A 15,120-nucleotide genomic window follows, 5' to 3' on the forward strand; every position below is an offset into this window, starting at 1 on the left:
ATTGCGCACTCGTTTCAGGTCTAGGTGGCGTTTCAGGTCTCGGCGGGTTCCGGTCTCGGTGGCGGTTCGGGTCTCGGTGGCGTCCGCTAGGGCTGCTCAGCCGGTCAGGTCGAGGCGGGCACCGTTGATCTCGGCGGCGTCCTCGGAGAAGAGGGCCACCGCCCGGGCGGCCAGGACGTCCACGTGGGTGTAGCCGGGGAACTTCCGGTCCGGCGCGGCGGCGCGCTGCGCGTCGTCGAGGAGGGCCTTCACGGCGAGCACGACGGCGGCGCTCGCCTGGGGGAGCGGATCCTCCTTGCGCACGGACTGCTGCAGCGCGAGTCCCTGCGCCATCGACCGGGTCCACGCCTCCGCGGCGGCCTTGGCGGCCTGGTAGTTGGCGTTGGCAGCGCTCGGGCGGTCGAGGGTCGTGGAGGAGACCATCGCGAACCGGCCCCGCGGGGACGCCGCGATGTCCTCGAAGAAGGCCCGCGAGGTGTTCCGGAGGGTCGTGATCGCTCCCCGGGCCAGGAAGTCCCAGTCGGCGTCGCTCTGCTCGGCGAACGTTCCGCCGCCGCGCCAGCCGCCCACGAGGTGGATCACGCCGTCCACGCTGCCGAACCGGGCCCGCAGGTCCTCCGCGAGCCGCTGGGTGGCCGCGAAGTCGGCGAGGTCGCACGCGTGCTGGGGGACGGCGCCGTCGGCCGCGGCCGGCGGCCCGAAGGCCTCGGCGAGGCGGCCGGCGTCGGACCCCACGGCGATCGCGGTGGCGCCTGCCGCGCGCAGGGCGCGGACCGTGGCCCGTCCGGAGGCCGAGGTGGCCCCCGCGACGACCACGGCCGCGCCCTGCGCGCCGGATGCCGGCGGGAGCGTCACTCGGCGGCCCCCGGGCCGGCCGGCAGGGCGGTCTCGCCCGTGATGCCGGCCGTGGAGGCGATGACGGAGCGCATCTTCTTCTCCAGTGCCTCGTAGAACATGGACAGCGGGAACTCGTCGTCGAGGACCTGGTCGGTGATCTCGCGCGGCGTGCCGGCCAGGGGCAGGGCGTCGGGGCCCTTGGCCCACACCGAGGCCGGGTGAGGGGTCACGGTCCCGGCGACGAGCTCGTACGCTGCGAGCCAGTGTGCCACCTTCGGGCGGTCGATGGAACGCCAGTAGAGCTCGTCGATCGCATCCCCGAGCGCGCTGACCACCTCGGGCACCTGGTCCCAGTCGATGGCGAGCTTCGTGTCCGTCCAGTGCAGGACATGGTGCTGGTGCATCCACGCGAAGAGCAGCTGGCCCCCGAGCCCGTCGTAGTTGCGCACGCGGCCGCCGGTGATCGCGAACCGGAAGATCCGGTCGAAGATCACGGCATACTGGACGAGCTTCGCGTGCCGCCGCGCCTCGGGCGCCGCCTTCTCGTCGCGCTCGATCTTCACCGACTCGCGGAAGGCCGTGAGGTCGCACCGGAGCTCCTCGAGCGAGTAGAGGAAGAACGGCATGCGCTGCTTGATCATGAACGGGTCGAACGGGAGGTCGCCGCGCATGTGGGTGCGGTCGTGGATGAGGTCCCACATCACGAACGTCTCCTGGGCGAGCTTCTGGTCCGCGACGAGCTCGGCGGCGTCCTCGGGCAGCTCGAGGTTGGTCACCTTCGCCGCGGCGTCGAGCACCCGGCGGAAGCGGGCCGCCTCGCGGTCGGCGAAGATCGCGCCCCACGTGAAGGTGGGGACCTCGCGCATGGCGACGGTCTCGGGGAAGAGCACGGCGGAGTTGGTCGCGTAGCCGGGCGTGAAGTCCAGGAAGCGGATCGGCACGAAGAGGCGGTTGCTGTACTGGCCGGCCTCGAGCTCGGCGACGAACTCGGGCCACACGACCTCGACGAGGACGGCCTCGACGTACCGGTTGCGGCTCCCGTTCTGCGTGTACATGGGGAAGACCACGAGGTGCGCCAGCCCGTCCACGCGGTGCTGCTGCGGCTGGAAGGCCTCGAGCGAATCGAGGAAGTCTGGAACGCCGAAGCCGCCCGCGGCCCACGCGCGGAAGTCGGCGCCGAGCAGGCGCAGGTACTCGGCGTCGTGCGGGAAGCGCGGCGCGAGTGCCGCCACGGCGGCCGTGATGGTCTCGACGAGTGCGGCCGCCCGCTCGTGGTGCGCCGCGTCGGGCACCGAGCCGTCCTGCGCCTGCAGCCCCTGGAACTCGATGGCCGCGGCCTTCAGGGCGTGCCACGCGGGGTCGTCCTGGACGGGAAGGTTCGGGGTGGACGCGACGGCGGTCGCGGCGGCGGTGGCGGACATGTCACTCTCGCTCTCTCTGAAGGGGGCCGGGTGTGATCCGAGCGTATCGAGGGACAGCGAAGCTGAGGTCTAAAAGCGGTGATGCATCAGAAACTCTTGGGCTCAGGCTGATCGGTCAGGACATGAGGCGGGCCGGCTGCTGGTCCTCGCCAGCAGCCGGCCCGCCATCGCCGGCCCGCGTCAGTCCCCGTCGGGCACGAGGGTCAGGGAGATGGAGTTGATGCAGAAGCGCTGGTCGGTCGGCGTGCCGTAGCCCTCGCCCTCGAACACGTGGCCGAGGTGGGAGTTGCAGGAGGCGCACCGGACCTCGATGCGGTCCATGCCCAGAGTGCGGTCGTGCAGGTACACGACCGCGTCCTCGGCGAGGGGCGCCCAGAAGGAGGGCCAGCCGCAGTGGGAGTCGAACTTCGTCCTGCTGGTGAAGAGCTCGGCGCCGCAGGCCCGGCACCGGTACGACCCCTGCGTATGGGTGTCCCAGTACTCCCCGGTGTAGGCGCGCTCGGTGCCCGCCTGCCTCAGGACGCGGTACTCCTCGTCAGTGAGGCGGGCGCGCCACTCGTCCTCGGTGAGGGCAGCAGGCGCCCGGCCTGGATCAGGGGTGGGGGTGGAGGTGGTGTCCATATCCACTCCAACGCTCAGGAGTCCCCGATGAATCCCGTCCCGGCATACAGGTGCAGGACGGGGATGCCGAGCTTGCGCTGGGCGAGGTTGGCCCAGTCGGTGTGGAACGTGTCCTCGATCGCGTGCGGGAGGGTCACCACGACGGCCTGCTCGGCACCCGCCGCAGCGGCGCGCTCGGCGAGGGCCTGCACGGGGTCGCCCTCGATGATACTCCCGGTGAGCTCGCCCCCGAGTCCTGCGAGCGCGGCGAGCGAGGCCTCCAGCGAGGCCTCCGCGGCGGACCTCTGCGCAGCAGGGTCGGCGGGCTGCTCGGAGAGCCCCTCGACGGCCTTGCTGAACTCGAGCATGGACAGATGGTCGAGGAAGTCCACCACGAGGCGGCGCTTGCGGCCTGCGGGGACGAGGACATCGATCGCCGCGGCCTCGCCGCTGAGGAGGCCCTCGACGGCCTTGCGCTCGCTCGGGCCCAGGGCGACTTCGGTCAGGATGAGGATCGGCGCGCTCATGGACCCAGAGTAGGGCAGCGGCTGCCGCGAGCGGGAGAGGCTCAGCGCGCGCCTGCGTCCGGGCGGCGGGGCAGGCCGCGGCGGCGTCCGCGCGGGCCTGCCTCACGGGTCCTCCCGGACCCTTTTGCGACAATGGGGACATGCCCGCCCGAGCCGCCCACGCGCCGTCGTCCGAGTCCGAGTCCGAGCCGCTGCCCCGCGCCGTGTGGGCCCTCGCAGGGGCCGGGGCGGCCCTGGGGCTCGCCTCGGCGGCCGCAGCGTCGAGCTCGGCGCTCGCGACGTACTTTGCCCGGCGCATCGTCACCCCGGAACGGACCAAGACCGAGGACCAGGAGGTCCTCGCCGTCCAGGGCGAGGGCTCCTCCCGGCGGGTGATCCTCCGGGCGACCTCCGAGACACGGGCCGAGGGGGAGTACAGCCTCTTCTTCGACGGCGGCGCCGGGCACGTGCGCCTGGGCGCGCCCATCGACTATGCGCCCGAGGAGACGACGGTGACGCGGCCGGTCCTGGCCGAATACTCCGGAGACATCACCAAGGCGGTCCGGGCGCGCTGGAGCGGCTACGTCTACGGCTCGCCCGCGGACCTCGGCCTCGCATACGAGGACGTGATACTGCCGCTCGACGTCGGCCGCGGCCCCGCCTGGTACGTCCCCGCGCCGGGGGCGACGTGGGCGATCCTGGTCCATGGCCGGGGGGCGACCCGCGGCGAAGGGCTGCGTGCGCTCCCCACCGTCCAGGCACTGGGCATGCCGGCGCTGCTGATCTCCTACCGCAACGACGGGGAGGCGCCCGCCGCTCCGGACGGGCGCTACGGGCTCGGCATGACCGAGTGGCGCGACGTCGAGATTGCCATCCAGTACGCCCTCGACGCGGGCGCCCGCGACGTCGTCCTCTTCGGCTGGTCCATGGGCGGGGCGATCAGCCTGCTCGCCGCCGACTCATCCCTGCTGCGTGAGCACGTGCGCGCGCTCGTGCTCGACGCGCCCGTCGTCGACTGGGTGGACGTGCTCGCCTACCAGGCCCGGCTCAACCGCATCCCCTCCCGGGTGGGACGCCTGGGCCAGCTGCTCCTCGGACGCTCCTGGGGACGGCGCCTGACGGGCCTGGCCGCGCCGCTGGACTTCAAGGCGATGGACTGGGTGACCCGTGCCGTTGAGCTGCGCACCCCGACCCTGATCCTGCACAGCGTGGACGACGACTTCGTCCCGGTCGGGCCCTCGCTCGAGCTCGCGAAGCGCAACCCCGAGATGGTCACGCTCGAGACGTTCCGGCACGCCCGCCACACGAAGGAATGGAATGTCGATCCTGAGCGGTGGATGTCCGTGGTGAGCGCCTGGCTCTCCGATGTGCTCGCCCCCCGCCGGGCGCCGGGCGGCGCCGCCTGACGCCGTGCGGGACCGCGATCCCGGTCCGCTCCGGGGCGCCGGGCCTCAGTCTGCTGTGCGGAGGCGGGCGACCACCGCGCCCGTGAGGCGGACCAGGTCCGCGGGGGAGAGCTCGACGTCGAAGCCCCGCCGTCCGCCGGAGACGAGGACGGTGGCGTGGGCGAGGGCGGAATCGTCCACCGCCGTGGGGGAGGACTGCCGCTGGCCGAGGGGGGAGATGCCCCCGCGCACGTAGCCCGTGCGCCGCTCCGCCGCGGCGGGATCGGCCATGGCTGCCTTCTTGGCCCCGAAGGCCGCGGCAGCGGCCTTGAGGTCGAGGCTCCCCGTCACCGGCACGACGGCCACGCAGAGGGTGCTCCCGCCGCCCGCCGTGACCTCCACCATCAGGGTCTTGAACACGCGCCCGGGATCGACGCCAAGGGCCTCCGCCGCCTCCGCCCCGTAGCTCGACACCGCGGGGTCGTGGCTGTAGGCACGCGCCGTGTACGGCACGCCGGCCGCATCGAGGGCCTTCGTGGCGGGGGTGCCGGGGCCGTCCTTCGCCTTCTTCGCCACGTCAGGCGCCCCGGGGGCACTCCCCGCGCACCTTGCGCTTGATCCGACCGAGCATGGCCGCCATGCCCCTCATCCGCAGCGGGCTCACCAGGCGGGTCAGGCCCAGCTCTTCGGGCATGTCGTCCGGCACCGCGAGGATCTCGGCGGCGGTCAGGCCGTCCAGGCCCTCATGGAGCACGGAAGCGAAGCCCCGGGTGGTGGGAGCCTCGGGCGGAGCCGAGAAGAACAGCCGGACCACGGGCCCCGAGGCGGACGGCGTGCCCTCGGGCGCCTGTTCGGTCTCGATCGAGATGAACAGCGGCGACTGGCACTCGACGACCTGCTCCAGCAGCTCGGGGTGGTCGTGGTACCGCTCCGGCAGCTCGGGCAGCGACTGCGAGAACTCGAGCAGCAGCTGGAGCCGCTCGCGCTCCTCGACGGCCTGGAAGTCTTCGACGATCTCCGCCAGCGCGGCGGGCAAGGTGTTGGTGCTCATCTCCTCCAGAGTAAGCCCAAGGCCCCGCCGGACGGCGCGCGTTCGCCGTCGGCGGGGCCCTGTGTGACACCCGGTTGCGTCAGCTCAGCGGCCAGGTGCTGTCCGTCCGCGGGCGCCGCGCCTCAGCTGAGCGGCCAGGTGCCCCGGTCCTCGCCCTTCACGATCGGCACCCGCACCGCGTTGCCCCACTCGGTCCACGAGCCGTCGTAGTTGCGCACGCTGTCGAAGCCGAGCAGGTACTTCAGCGCGAACCAGGTGTGGCTCGAGCGCTCGCCGATCCGGCAGTAGGCCACGACCTCGTCGCCCGCCGTGAGCCCCGCCTCGCCGAGGTACAGCGCCTCGAGCTCCTGCCGGGACCGGTACGTCCCGTCCTCGGCGGCCGCGCGGGCCCACGGGATGGATGCCGCGGTCGGGATGTGGCCGCCGCGCAGCGCGCCCTCCTCCGGGTAGGCCGGCATGTGCGTGCGCTTCCCGGAGTACTCCTCGGGGGAGCGGACGTCGATGAGGGGCTTGCCGAGGTGGGCGAGCACGTCCTCCTTGAAGGCGCGGATCGGCGCGTCGTTGCGCTCGACGACGGGGTACTCGGCCCGCTCCGGGGAGGGGACCTCCGTGGTCAGCTCGCGGCCCTCCGCGATCCACTTGTCCCGACCGCCGTCGAGCAGCCGCACATCCTCGTGTCCGAACAGGGTGAAGACCCAGAGCGCGTACGCGGCCCACCAGTTCGACTTGTCGCCGTAGATGACCACCGTGGTGTCACGGGAGATCCCCTTGGCAGCGAGCAGCTCGGCGAAGCCCGCGCCGTCCACATAGTCGCGCGTGACCTCGTCATTGAGGTCCGTGTGCCAGTCGATCTTGACGGCCCCCGGGATGTGCCCGGTCTCGTAGAGCAGCACGTCCTCGTCCGACTCGACGACGGCGAGCCTGCCGGTCCCCACGGCACCGGCGGCCAGCTGCTCGGCGAGCCACTCGGTGGACACGAGGCGCTCGGGGTGGGCGTATGCGGCGAACTTCTCGCTGCTGTCGGCGGGGTAGCTCATGGTGTGCCTTTCGCTCGGCTGAGCCAGGGCGCGCGGCGGATGGCCGGACGGCGGACGCCGCGCCCCTGAAGTGGTCCCCACCAGCGTAGCCACGCACGCGGGGAAGCGTGTGGGCCCGGGTGGCATGAGTCACGCGGAGCAACATGTCCGCGGCGGGGCCCTCGCAGGCCGTCCTGTGCGGTTGGGCACACTGTGGCCCCCACGCCCGCGCGCGGCGGTAAGCTGGCCGGTGGCCCACCGACCCCATGACCCCGGACGGAACCCTTGGCGACTGTCGAACACCTCACCACCCGCACGCCCAGAGTGTCCGTCGAGGAGCTCCTGACGGGCCTGCGGCCGTCCGCCCGGTTCGGGGAGGTGTCCTTCTCGAGCTACCGCCCTGACCCGGCGCAGCCCACCCAGGCCGCCGCGGTGAAGGAACTCGAGGCGTTCAGCGATGGGATCGGCGCCTCTGCCGGCGGGCTGCTCTCGCGGCTGTTCGGCTCCAAGCCGGCCACTCGCGCCGGGATCTACCTCGACGGCGGCTTCGGTGTCGGCAAGACCCACCTGCTCGCCTCCCTCTGGCACGCGGCCCCCGGTCCGAAGGCCTTCGGCACCTTCGTCGAGTACACGAACCTCGTCGGGGCGCTGTCCTTCCGCAAGACGGTCGATGCCCTGAGCTCGTACAAGCTCGTGTGCATCGACGAGTTCGAGCTCGACGACCCCGGCGACACCGTGCTCATGTCCCGGCTCATGCGCGAGCTGGCCGACGCCGGCGTGAAGCTCGCAGCCACGTCGAACACGCTTCCGGGCTCGCTCGGCGAGGGCAGGTTCGCTGCCGTCGACTTCCAGCGCGAGATCCAGGTGCTGGCCGACCAGTTCGACGTCGTGCGGATCGACGGCGAGGACTACCGCCACCGCGGACTCCCGGCGGCGCCGGCGCCGCTGGAGACCCACGAGCTCGATGCCCGGATGAACGCGGAGTTCGACGGCGGCCTGGTCGCCGTCGACGATTTCGGGGCCCTCCTGAAGCATCTCGCCGGGGTCCATCCCAGCCGGTACCGCCAGCTCATCGACGGGATCGACGGGGTCGTGTGGAAGGACGTCCACACGATCGAGTCGCAGGCGACCGCACTGCGCTTCGTGGTCCTCGCCGACCGGCTCTACGACAGGGACGTGCCCATCCTGGCCTCCGGCGTCCCGTTCGACCAGCTCTTCACCGAGGAGATGATGGCGGGCGGGTACATGAAGAAGTACTTCCGGGCCGTCTCCCGACTGACGGCCCTGGCCCGCGAGGGCCAGACGCACGAGCCGTCCTGACCCCAGAGACGCCAAGTGCCGGTCCCGCCTCGCGGCGGTACCGGCACCCAGTGACGATGATCGGGCTGATGAGGCTCAGGCCCTCAGCCGTAGGCCGATTGCTCGACCGGTGGACCAGCAGTGTTCCGGGACGAGGTCCCGATCCACGCCGTTCACAGGATCGAAAGCGGCCTACTGGACTCCGCAGACGCGGTCGGCGAGCCTGTCGCCGAGCCTGTCATGGGTGGGATCCTCAGCCTTGCCCTTCATCTCGTCGAGAAGAAACACGGCCACCTCCTTTCCTGCGTCCGGGGCCAGTTCGCCCCTGCTGTGCTCGATCGTAGCCACGGAGGAGTGGCTTTCCAACCGGTCGGTGCCGAAAGGGGTTCCGCTATCAGCGGACGGGAAGGCCGCGCCGCCGGCGGCACGGGGGAGAGACGCGAAAGGCGCCCCACGAGGGAGCGCCGAGAGTGGGCGATACTGGGATCGAACCAGTGACCTCTTCCGTGTCAGGGAAGCGCGCTACCGCTGCGCCAATCGCCCCGGGGGCTGTTCACGTCTGGTTCCCCAGGAGGGGAAGAGAGCGGACGACGAGACTCGAACTCGCGACATCCACCTTGGCAAGGTGGTGCTCTACCAACTGAGCTACGTCCGCGTGGGGAGCTGCTGCTCCTCCGTGGGCGATACTGGGATCGAACCAGTGACCTCTTCCGTGTCAGGGAAGCGCGCTACCGCTGCGCCAATCGCCCGGGTCCTTCAGGTGTCCTCCCGAGCCCAGGAGGGGCTTAACGGGAAGAGAGCGGACGACGAGACTCGAACTCGCGACATCCACCTTGGCAAGGTGGTGCTCTACCAACTGAGCTACGTCCGCGTGGGGGAGCTGCTGCTCCTCCGTGGGCGATACTGGGATCGAACCAGTGACCTCTTCCGTGTCAGGGAAGCGCGCTACCGCTGCGCCAATCGCCCTCACTCCCGTGCGGGAGCAGGTTGTGTCCACCGAGGTGGGGACGGGATTCGAACCCGCGTATACGGCTTTGCAGGCCGCTGCCTCGCCTCTCGGCCACCCCACCGTGTAGGCATCGAGATGATGCTTCGACAGTGTCCTGCGAGCGGACGACGAGACTCGAACTCGCGACATCCACCTTGGCAAGGTGGTGCTCTACCAACTGAGCTACGTCCGCGGGGGTTTTCCGCGAAGCCCATGCCCGGTGTGCCTTCCTCGCGGAGTGCAGTTCGCCGGTCTCGGGCCCGCTTCAACGAGTTACGACTCTATCGGACCGTGAGCTCATTGCACAAATCCGCCGGCGCCGTGTCCCGCCGGGCGGCTCGGGGGTGGATTTGGCAGTCGGGTGGCGTCTGGGCTAGAGTCGTAAAGCGCCCGGGCCGGGAAACCGGACGGGCAGGGAACGGGCGATTGGCGCAGTGGTAGCGCGCTTCGTTCACACCGAAGAGGTCACTGGTTCGAACCCAGTATCGCCCACCATGAGGACCCCCGGACTGTGTCCGGGGGTCCTTTGTTCTGTGCAGGCTCACCCGTGGTGATCCGTGCGCCGAGACTGTCGGACCCCCGTGAAAGGCTTTCACCATGACAGCCCCTGAACTCGCAGCAGCGTCTCCTGACGGGTTCGGACGCATGTACCGGCGTTCGTTCCGGGAACCGCCGACCGTCCCCTCGATCACGACCGTCATCTCCCAGCAGCCGGTGGAGCTGGACGGCTGGCGGAGCTACATGGCGGCCAAGCACGTGGCCGACCATCCGGAGCTGGGGCAGGTGGCAGCCGACCCGTCCAAGATGCGCAGGCTCGTCCGCACCGCCGTGGATGCCTCCGAGGCCTACGCGCGCTCGGCGGCCGAGCGCGGCGACCGGGTCCACAGCTATGCAGAGCAGCTGGCGCTCCAGGCCCTCGGCAGGCCCCATCGGGTCCAGGAAACGCTCGAGGCCCTGCGGGAGCGCGGGGAAGAGGGCTTCGCCCGCAGCGTGGACCACTGGTGGCAGGCCTTCGGGGTCGAACCCGTCGCCGCCGAGCTCACCGTCTGGAACCACTCCCTCGGGTACGCCGGCACGCTCGACCTCGTGGCGAGGATCAACGGACGCATCTGCCTCGTCGACTACAAGACGAAGGGCACCTCGCGGGACGGCCGGGTCAAGTCCCTTGATGACAAGGTGGCGATGCAGCTCGTGGCCGGGATGAAGGCCGAGGAGAGCCTCGTCGACGCCGAAGCAGGCACGTGGGAACCCTGGGCCCACGGCGAGGACCCGCTGCTGATCGCCGTCGCGGTGGGAGAGACCGAGCACGCCGCCGTCCGCGTCAATCCTGAGGTGCGTCGGCACCACTGGTCCACGTTCTGCCAGCTGCGCCGTGTCTGGGGTGCCCGGGTGGAGGCCGCCTCAGCCGGCCGTACCCTCCTGCCCCTGGCCCCACCGCCTCCGGCCGCCCTCGCGCCCCAGCCCGCGGTCGGCCAGCCCGCGGTCGGCGAGCCCATGGACCCTCAGCCCGCGGCCGCCCTTCCCGTCCCTGACCACGCCACGCCCGGCCACTAGACTTGAGGCGCCCCGCGCCGCGCCCCTTCCGGGTGTAAGAAACGCACCGGCTCTGACCAGAAAGGCCCGATCATGGCTGTCCTGCCCATCAGGATCATCGGCGACCCAGTGCTCCGCACGGTCGCCGAACCGGTGACGGACTTCGGTCCGGGCCTCAGGCGGCTCGTGGCGGACATGCTCGAGACGATGGAGGACGTCGACGGCGCAGGCCTCGCAGCACCGCAGGTCGGCGTCAGCCAGCGCGTCTTCACGTACCAGATGGACGGCGTACGCGGTCATGTCGTCAACCCCGTCCTGGAGCTCTCGGACGACTTCCAGGAGGACATGGTCGAGGGCTGCCTGAGCATCCCCGGGGTCGCCTTCCCCGTGCGCCGGCGCGCTCGCGCGGTGGTGCGGGGGTACGACGCCGACGGCTCTCCCGTCGAGTTCGCGGCCGAGGGCCTCCTCGCGCGGATCGCCCAGCACGAGACGGACCACCTCGATGGGGTGCTGTTCCCCGACCGGCTCGAGGGCGAGGACCGCAAGGCCGCGCTGCGTGCCATCCGCTCGATCGACTACCGCTCGCAGGTCGACGCGACGGTGGGCAAGCGCGCGGCCCGGATCGGCTCGGCCTTCGGGACCGGCAATGCGGCACCGGGAGCGGCCTTCGGGGTGGGGCCGCGCCGATGAGGGTGCTCTTCGCAGGGACCCCGCAGGTCGCGGTCCCGTCCCTCGACCGGATCATGGGCGCCGGGTTCGACGTCGTCGGCGTCCTGACCCGCCCCGACGCGCCGCTCGGCCGGAAGCGGGTCCTCGCCCCCTCGCCCGTGGCTGCCCGCGCCGAGGAGCTGGGGCTCCCGGTCATCAAGGCCGCCCGGATCACGGACGAGGTCGTCGCCCAGATCGCCGCCTGGTCTCCGGACGTGGCCGCCATCGTGGCCTACGGCGGGATCGTGCCTCCGCCGGCGCTCTGCGTCCCGGTCCACGGCTGGGTCAACCTGCACTTCTCGCTCCTGCCGGCCTGGCGCGGCGCCGCGCCGCTGCAGTACTCGGTCATCCACGGCGACGAGGTGGTCGGCGCCACCACGTTCCAGCTCGAGGAGGGCCTCGACACCGGACCCGTGTACGGGACGCTCGCGCTCACGCCGCCCCCGGAGGCCACGAGCGGAGACCTCTTCGCCGAGCTCGCCGCCAGCGGGGCCGAGCTGCTGTGCCAGACGCTCTCGGGCATCGACGCGGGCCGGCTCGAGCCGCGCCCGCAGGCCGGCGAACCGAGCTTCGCTCCCAAGCTCACCCTCGAGGACGGCCGGCTCGACTGGACCCTGCCCGCGCTCGCCCTGCACCGCAGGGCGCGGGGAGTCACTCCCGAGCCGGGGGCCTGGACGCTCCTCGACGGGCAGCGGCTCAAGCTCGACCCACCCCGCCTGCGTCCGGACGTGGAGGGCCTCGAACCGGGACGGCTGGGCTGGGCAGGCAAGGCCCTCGTGGTCGGCACGGGAACCCATGCGCTCGAACTGACGAGGGTCCAGCCCGCCGGGAAGAAGATGATGGCAGCCGCTGACTGGGCCCGCGGGGCCGGCGACATTGAAGGGACGGTGCTCGGATGAGCGACGGGCGAGGGCCGGGCGGATCCGGCCGCCGCGGAGAACCGGGGCGCCCCGAGCGCGAACCCGGCGGCCGCGGGCGCCCGGAGGGCGGGGGCCCAGGGCCCAGGCGTGACACCCATGGGCGCGAGCGCAATCGCGGCGGACGCGGCCCGCGGCAGTTCAGCGGCCAGGCACCGAGCCAGCGCTCCCGTGCCGCCGATCCTGCCCGGCTTGTGGCGTTCGAGGTCCTGCGCGCCGTCTCGCGCGACGACGCGTACGCGAACCTCGTCATGCCCCAGAGAATCCGCCGGCACCGGCTGGACCGCCGCGACGCGGCCTTCGCCACCGAGCTCGCGTACGGCGCGCTGCGGGGCCAGGGCACGTATGACGCGATCCTGGCCCTGAACGTCGACCGCCCCCTCTCCCAGCTCGATCCGGCGGTGCTCGACGTCCTCCGCCTCGGCGCCCACCAGCTGCTGGCCATGCGTGTCCCGCCGCACGCGGCGCTGAACCAGACTGTTGCCCTCACCCGCGCCGTCGTGGGCGCTGGGCCGTCCTCGCTCGTCAACGCCGTGCTGCGTCGGGTGAGCGCCAGGACCGCGGACGAGTGGCTCGCGGAGCTGACCGCCGCGCAGCCGGACGCCACGGAGCGCGACGCCCTGGCCTACGCCCACCCGTCGTGGATCGTGCGCGCCCTGCGGCAGTCGCTCGCCGCGCACGGGCGCCCGGTCGAGGAGATCACCGAGCTCCTCGACGCCGACAACGCCGCCCCCGTGGTGAACCTGGTCGCGCTGCCGGGCCTCGGCCGTCTGGAGGAGGCACTCGACGCGGGGGCCCAGCCCGGCGATCTCGTCGAGGATTCGGCCCTCTCAGGCGGCGGCGACCTCGGGCGCCTGCCCGCCGTCCGCGAAGGGACCCTCCGCGTCCAGGACGTGGGCTCGCAGCTCGTGGCCCGGGCCGTGGCCGCGGCACCCCTCCACCGCGCCGGGGACGTGCCCGCGGACGCCGCGGGCGCGGACCGGCGGCCCGAGCGATGGCTCGATGTCTGCGCCGGTCCCGGAGGCAAGGCCGCGCTGCTGGGGGCCCTCGCCGCGGAGCAGGGGGCGACCCTCCTCGCCAACGAGGTCGCACCGCACCGCGCCGAGCTCGTCCGCAAGGCCCTGGCGCCGGTTCCCGATTCCGTGTGGGAGGTGCGCACCGGCGACGGACGAGACCTCGGCCGCGAGTACCCGGGCCGCTTCGACCGGGTGGTCGTGGACGCACCCTGCACCGGGCTCGGAGCCCTCCGGCGGCGCCCCGAGTCACGGTGGCGCCGCTCACCCAGTGATCTCGCGGAGCTGGGCCCGCTGCAGCGCGCGCTCCTCGACGCCGCGATCGACGCGGCGGCGCCCGGCGGCGTCGTGGGCTACATCACCTGCTCGCCGCACCCGGCCGAGACCACGGTCGTGGTCGCCGATGCCCTGAAGCGGCGCCATGACATCGAGCTGCTCGACGCCGGTGCCGCGCTCGACGCCGTCGCCCTGCGCCCACTGGGGGCCGGCCACGACGGCACGGCGCAGCTCTGGCCGCACGTCCACTCGACGGACGCCATGTTCCTGGCACTGTTCCGCAAGCTGCCGGCCGCCACGCCATCGAAGGAGACCTGAGTGACCTGCCGCATCCACCCGAGCATCCTGTCCGCCGACTTCGTGAACCTGGAGGCGGAACTGGGCCGGATCGCCACCGCCGATGCCGTCCACGTCGACGTCATGGACAACCACTTCGTGCCGAACCTGACGCTCGGGTTGCCGGTGGTGGAGAGGATCCAGGCCGTGAGCCCGGTCCCGCTCGACGCCCATCTCATGATCTCCGACGCCGACCGCTGGGCGCCCCTCTACGCGGACCTGGGCCTCGCGTCCGTCACCTTCCATGCGGAGGCCGCGATCGCCCCGATCAAGCTCGCCCGCGAGCTGAGGGCCCGAGGTTCGCGTGCCGGCATGGCCCTGCGTCCGGCGACGGCGGTGGAGCCTTACCTTGACATGCTGGCGGAGCTGGACACGCTGCTCATCATGACCGTGGAACCCGGCTTCGGCGGCCAGGCGTTCCTCGACGTCACGCTGCCCAAGATCCGCCGCGCGCGCGAGGCGGTGGACGGGGCGGGGACCAACCTGGCGATCCAGGTCGACGGAGGCATCTCCGTCTCCACCATCGAGCGCGCGGCCGAGGCCGGAGCGGACGTCTTCGTGGCGGGCTCCGCGGTCTACGGCGCGGACGACGCCGCCGCTGCCGTCGAGAAGCTCAGGGCCCTCGCCGACGGCGCGGCGCGCGCCTGATCCACCGGCCGCCAGGGCCGTGTGACGCGCGCCGCGCACCACGGCTGATCCATGTGGCACAATGGGCACTGGCCGTTTGGTTGAACTGTCATCAATGACCGGGTCCCCGTGGACCCGAGACGTCACTGAGGCAGCACCTCCGGCGGCCGAACCAACGAAAACGTGCTCCGGGGTCGGTGAAAGTCCGAACCGGCGGTGATAGTCCGCGACCCGGCGGTCCGCTCGCATCAGAGCGGAGTGCCGGTTGAGCCGGTGGAATTCCGGCACCGACAGTCAAAGTCTGGATGGGAGAAGCACGTACAGTTCCGCGGTGCGCTGCGCGCACCGCTTCTGTCGCAACCCCGGAGCCGCTGCGGTGAAGGGAAGGATGGTTGCGATGGACTTCATGCAGTGGCTCTTGTCGGCGCAGATCCCGGTGGCGGGATCCGCGCTCCTCCTCCGCGAGGTGGTCGGCAATGCGTTCGGCCTCGCGAGCGCCCTCGGCGGCATGGGCCGCCGGGTGTGGGCGTGGCCCGTGGGAATCGCGGGCAATCTCATTCTCCTGACGGTCTTCGCCGGGGCGGCCGTGGGGCTGGCCCCCGGATCC

Annotated in this window: 15 protein-coding genes, 8 tRNA genes, 1 pseudogene and 1 riboswitch; of the genes and pseudogenes, 9 read left to right on the top strand and 15 right to left on the bottom strand. The window is 72.0% G+C overall.

The features are described 5' to 3' along the window. Positions 1–96: 96 nt before the first annotated feature. From ACVWWH_RS12775 to ACVWWH_RS12790, 4 genes are all read right to left on the bottom strand, one after another. Positions 97–855 (bottom strand): SDR family NAD(P)-dependent oxidoreductase, encoded by a 759-nt coding sequence (locus tag ACVWWH_RS12775; RefSeq protein ID WP_457316832.1) that lies wholly within the window; start codon positions 853–855, stop codon positions 97–99. Beyond that, on the bottom strand, positions 852–2,258 hold the full coding sequence (locus ACVWWH_RS12780; protein ID WP_066497550.1) for a DUF6421 family protein: 1,407 nt from the start codon (positions 2,256–2,258) through the stop codon (positions 852–854). The genes ACVWWH_RS12775 and ACVWWH_RS12780 overlap by 4 nt, the downstream gene beginning before the upstream one ends. Positions 2,259–2,438: 180 nt before the next feature. Then, the gene (gene msrB / locus ACVWWH_RS12785; RefSeq protein WP_066497553.1) at positions 2,439–2,879 is read right to left on the bottom strand and encodes a peptide-methionine (R)-S-oxide reductase MsrB; all 441 of its coding nucleotides are present in this window, start codon (positions 2,877–2,879) and stop codon (positions 2,439–2,441) included. 14 nt (positions 2,880–2,893) lie between these two features. Next, a complete protein-coding gene (locus ACVWWH_RS12790; protein ID WP_457316833.1) occupies positions 2,894–3,385 on the bottom strand; it encodes a hypothetical protein in 492 nt (163 codons plus the stop codon). A 140-nt stretch (positions 3,386–3,525) separates the two neighbouring features. Here ACVWWH_RS12790 and ACVWWH_RS12795 point away from each other — a divergent pair, with 140 nt between their 5' ends. Next, entirely contained in the window at positions 3,526–4,770 is a 1,245-nt protein-coding gene (locus ACVWWH_RS12795) for an alpha/beta hydrolase family protein (protein WP_066497556.1), read from the top strand. A gap of 45 nt (positions 4,771–4,815) precedes the next feature. Here ACVWWH_RS12795 and ybaK read toward each other — a convergent pair whose 3' ends face one another. From ybaK to ACVWWH_RS12810, 3 genes are all read right to left on the bottom strand, one after another. Further along, positions 4,816–5,325: a Cys-tRNA(Pro) deacylase gene (gene ybaK, locus ACVWWH_RS12800; protein WP_457316834.1), complete on the bottom strand. Its 510-nt coding sequence runs from the start codon at positions 5,323–5,325 to the stop codon at positions 4,816–4,818. Between the two features lies 1 nt (position 5,326). After that, positions 5,327–5,800, bottom strand: a complete 474-nt coding sequence (locus ACVWWH_RS12805) for a SufE family protein (protein WP_457316835.1) — start codon at positions 5,798–5,800, stop codon at positions 5,327–5,329. Positions 5,801–5,922: 122 nt separating this feature from the next. Further along, positions 5,923–6,837 carry a sulfurtransferase gene (locus ACVWWH_RS12810; RefSeq protein WP_066497560.1) on the bottom strand — a complete coding sequence of 305 codons (915 nt, stop codon included), beginning with the start codon at positions 6,835–6,837 and terminating at the stop codon, positions 5,923–5,925. Between the two features lie 264 nt (positions 6,838–7,101). Between ACVWWH_RS12810 and zapE the strand changes: the two genes are divergently transcribed. Then, complete coding sequence (gene zapE, locus ACVWWH_RS12815; RefSeq protein ID WP_066497562.1) at positions 7,102–8,136, top strand: cell division protein ZapE; 1,035 nt, start codon at positions 7,102–7,104, stop codon at positions 8,134–8,136. Between the two features lie 171 nt (positions 8,137–8,307). Here zapE and ACVWWH_RS12820 read toward each other — a convergent pair whose 3' ends face one another. The 8 genes from ACVWWH_RS12820 to ACVWWH_RS12855 form a co-directional block, all read right to left on the bottom strand. Further along, positions 8,308–8,463, bottom strand: a complete 156-nt coding sequence (locus ACVWWH_RS12820; RefSeq protein WP_457316836.1) for a hypothetical protein — start codon at positions 8,461–8,463, stop codon at positions 8,308–8,310. Positions 8,464–8,586: 123 nt separating this feature from the next. Beyond that, positions 8,587–8,658: transfer RNA gene (locus ACVWWH_RS12825), tRNA-Val, on the bottom strand. 39 nt (positions 8,659–8,697) lie between these two features. Next, positions 8,698–8,770: transfer RNA gene (locus ACVWWH_RS12830), tRNA-Gly, on the bottom strand. Positions 8,771–8,792: 22 nt separating this feature from the next. Beyond that, positions 8,793–8,864, bottom strand: a tRNA-Val gene (locus ACVWWH_RS12835). A gap of 49 nt (positions 8,865–8,913) precedes the next feature. Next, positions 8,914–8,986 (bottom strand) — tRNA-Gly (locus ACVWWH_RS12840). Positions 8,987–9,009: 23 nt separating this feature from the next. Beyond that, a tRNA-Val gene (locus tag ACVWWH_RS12845) sits at positions 9,010–9,081 on the bottom strand. Between the two features lie 33 nt (positions 9,082–9,114). Further along, a tRNA-Cys gene (locus tag ACVWWH_RS12850) sits at positions 9,115–9,185 on the bottom strand. Positions 9,186–9,223: 38 nt separating this feature from the next. Continuing rightward, a tRNA-Gly gene (locus ACVWWH_RS12855) sits at positions 9,224–9,296 on the bottom strand. Positions 9,297–9,523: 227 nt separating this feature from the next. On the opposite strand from ACVWWH_RS12855, the gene ACVWWH_RS12860 reads away from it, so the two are divergent. The 7 genes and pseudogenes from ACVWWH_RS12860 to ACVWWH_RS12890 form a co-directional block, all read left to right on the top strand. Then, a tRNA-Val gene (locus tag ACVWWH_RS12860) sits at positions 9,524–9,598 on the top strand. A 102-nt stretch (positions 9,599–9,700) separates the two neighbouring features. Beyond that, positions 9,701–10,657 carry a cytochrome gene (locus ACVWWH_RS12865; protein ID WP_457316837.1) on the top strand — a complete coding sequence of 319 codons (957 nt, stop codon included), beginning with the start codon at positions 9,701–9,703 and terminating at the stop codon, positions 10,655–10,657. Positions 10,658–10,729: 72 nt separating this feature from the next. Then, entirely contained in the window at positions 10,730–11,326 is a 597-nt protein-coding gene (gene def / locus ACVWWH_RS12870; protein WP_066497566.1) for a peptide deformylase, read from the top strand. After that, positions 11,323–12,243: a methionyl-tRNA formyltransferase gene (gene fmt, locus ACVWWH_RS12875; RefSeq protein ID WP_457316838.1), complete on the top strand. Its 921-nt coding sequence runs from the start codon at positions 11,323–11,325 to the stop codon at positions 12,241–12,243. The genes def and fmt overlap by 4 nt, the downstream gene beginning before the upstream one ends. Further along, positions 12,240–13,868 carry an RsmB/NOP family class I SAM-dependent RNA methyltransferase gene (locus tag ACVWWH_RS12880; RefSeq protein ID WP_457316839.1) on the top strand — a complete coding sequence of 543 codons (1,629 nt, stop codon included), beginning with the start codon at positions 12,240–12,242 and terminating at the stop codon, positions 13,866–13,868. Before fmt ends, ACVWWH_RS12880 begins: the two co-directional genes overlap by 4 nt. Continuing rightward, positions 13,869–14,534: a ribulose-phosphate 3-epimerase gene (gene rpe / locus ACVWWH_RS12885; RefSeq protein WP_457316840.1), complete on the top strand. Its 666-nt coding sequence runs from the start codon at positions 13,869–13,871 to the stop codon at positions 14,532–14,534. Positions 14,535–14,692: 158 nt separating this feature from the next. Beyond that, a riboswitch (FMN riboswitch) is annotated at positions 14,693–14,835 on the top strand. 75 nt (positions 14,836–14,910) lie between these two features. Further along, positions 14,911–15,111, top strand: a pseudogene (locus ACVWWH_RS12890) (nicotinamide mononucleotide transporter); the annotation flags it as partial. Positions 15,112–15,120: the final 9 nt, after the last annotated feature.

Source organism: Sinomonas sp. RB5, assembly GCF_054063535.1.

Bases quoted from the DNA above. Each gene is read 5' to 3' on its own strand.
- ACVWWH_RS12810 (WP_066497560.1), bottom strand. From the start codon at position 6,837: ATGAGCTACCCCGCCGACAGCAGCGAGAAGTTCGCCGCATACGCCCAC.
- ACVWWH_RS12880 (WP_457316839.1), top strand. From the start codon at position 12,240: ATGAGCGACGGGCGAGGGCCGGGCGGATCCGGCCGCCGCGGAGAACCG.
- ACVWWH_RS12790 (WP_457316833.1), bottom strand. From the start codon at position 3,385: ATGAGCGCGCCGATCCTCATCCTGACCGAAGTCGCCCTGGGCCCGAGC.
- ACVWWH_RS12780 (WP_066497550.1), bottom strand. From the start codon at position 2,258: ATGTCCGCCACCGCCGCCGCGACCGCCGTCGCGTCCACCCCGAACCTT.
- fmt (WP_457316838.1), top strand. From the start codon at position 11,323: ATGAGGGTGCTCTTCGCAGGGACCCCGCAGGTCGCGGTCCCGTCCCTC.
- ACVWWH_RS12865 (WP_457316837.1), top strand. From the start codon at position 9,701: ATGACAGCCCCTGAACTCGCAGCAGCGTCTCCTGACGGGTTCGGACGC.
- def (WP_066497566.1), top strand. From the start codon at position 10,730: ATGGCTGTCCTGCCCATCAGGATCATCGGCGACCCAGTGCTCCGCACG.
- ACVWWH_RS12795 (WP_066497556.1), top strand. From the start codon at position 3,526: ATGCCCGCCCGAGCCGCCCACGCGCCGTCGTCCGAGTCCGAGTCCGAG.
- ACVWWH_RS12805 (WP_457316835.1), bottom strand. From the start codon at position 5,800: ATGAGCACCAACACCTTGCCCGCCGCGCTGGCGGAGATCGTCGAAGAC.
- msrB (WP_066497553.1), bottom strand. From the start codon at position 2,879: ATGGACACCACCTCCACCCCCACCCCTGATCCAGGCCGGGCGCCTGCT.